This window comes from Lachnospiraceae bacterium JLR.KK002 (genome assembly GCA_036941025.1).
In the GTDB taxonomy this organism is placed as follows: Bacteria; Bacillota; Clostridia; order Lachnospirales; family Lachnospiraceae; genus Petralouisia.
On the sequence record JAYMNP010000004.1, the window covers coordinates 1 to 1,600 of the forward strand.

A 1,600-nucleotide genomic window follows, 5' to 3' on the forward strand; every position below is an offset into this window, starting at 1 on the left:
GTGTCTGCTGATTAAGCAAATATTTGCAACTTCCAACTCTTACATCTGCTCCAGTTACACCAAAATCGGATCAGATACAAAAGAGCATAAAGTATTCGCCTCTGAATCTTGAATAGATTCATCACAAATACAGATAATGCGACAGAAGTTAACTGCGTTTCCTCCAGCTTGGTGGTAATACAGTCCATGCCATAGCAGCGTTTGCTTAAGCTAAAAGTACGTTCCACTTCGATTCTGTCAGTATTATCCTGATACTCTTGTTTTTTATCAACTTTTACTGCAGCACTTGGTCTGCCCAGTTTTGGTCCTGACAGACGGATCCCATGCTCTTTGCAATAACTCCTGTTTTCTCTGGTCCGGTATATCTGATCTGCCAGCACACGTTTCGGATAATAACCGGTGCGTTCCTTGAAGCGTTCTACCGCTTCAATCAGGCAGGTGCTCTCGTTATATGCTTCAAACGATATTTTTTCGATGCGTCCGTATCCTTCACTGTCAAGGCTTAGATCAAACTTTGCACCAAATTCAACTGGGGCTTTTACTTTCCCCCTGACAATAGGACGAAGCCATGGCTGCGAGATGCTTACGATACGATGTTCCACTGAGTGTACTTTGTTATCGTACATGTACTTCTGCTGCTCGTACAGCGTGATGATAGTCAGATACAAACTAATTTCTTTATCTGTCATCGCATATCCGTCGCTCATGAACTTTTCCAGATATCCGATGTCTCTTGCAACGTAACCAAGCTGTTTGCGCAGTGCCTTCCTGATTTTCTTTGCACTATGTTTTTTACTTTTGGCAAATGAAAGATAATCTTTTCTGGCACGTCTTCTATAGCGTCTTGGCAGTGGAAGACCATAGGATTTGCAAAAACGGTAAATGATGGTTTCCAGTTTCTCCCTTGCTTCGTTCAGGAGTGAAATATCCTGGGGATAACGGATGTCTGCCGGTGCACAGGTTGCGTCCAGTGTCAGTGTTCCTTTGTTTGTGTCTTCTTTCAAAGCGTCATTATCGCCGGAGTTTCCGGAAGATGGTGGTGTATTGTTGTCATCATCTTTGTGAGCAAGAAGATACTCATTTACTTCCATCAGCATTTCAGCAGAAATGCGTTTGCGAAAAAGAACCAGTGTGCTTGCATCAAACGGAGCTTCTTCCTGATAGCCGGGAAGTCCGATAAAGTACTGCAGATATGGATTCTCTGTGATCTGTTCCACGAGTTCACGATCAGAATACTGGAACTTGGTCTGGATGATCAGGGCTCCTAACGCCATCCGAAATGGCTTGGCAACATTACCCGTACCACTCGGGAACAGTCTGGCATATTTTACTTCAAATTCATCCCATGGGATTCGGTCAGCCAGTTTGATCCAGCGGTTATCCGAGTTCATGTGGAGTCCCATAGGCTGGTTGAAATCGAGAAACGAGTGGTGTAACTTGTTAATAGGTTTGTACATTGATTTAGCCCCTTTATACATAAAATATGCAGAATAACTGCAAGAAAAACGGTTTGATTTTATCAAAATCCTTGCAGGTATTATACCATAAAATGCGGTAAAAGTCGGTAAAATCAAGTGTTTTAAACCTAATCAGCAGACAC

Annotated in this window: 1 protein-coding gene; it reads right to left on the reverse strand. The window is 42.8% G+C overall.

All coding sequences use genetic code 11. The annotated features are described in order from the left end of the window. Positions 1-11: 11 nt before the first annotated feature. Positions 12-1,457 carry an IS5 family transposase gene (locus VSQ32_20870; protein MEH2945213.1) on the reverse strand — a complete coding sequence of 482 codons (1,446 nt, stop codon included), beginning with the start codon at positions 1,455-1,457 and terminating at the stop codon, positions 12-14. Between the last annotated feature and the right edge of the window lie 143 nt (positions 1,458-1,600).

Excerpts from the sequence above, each read along its gene's own strand:
- VSQ32_20870 (MEH2945213.1), bottom strand. The coding sequence starts at position 1,457 with ATGTACAAACCTATTAACAAGTTACACCACTCGTTTCTCGATTTCAAC.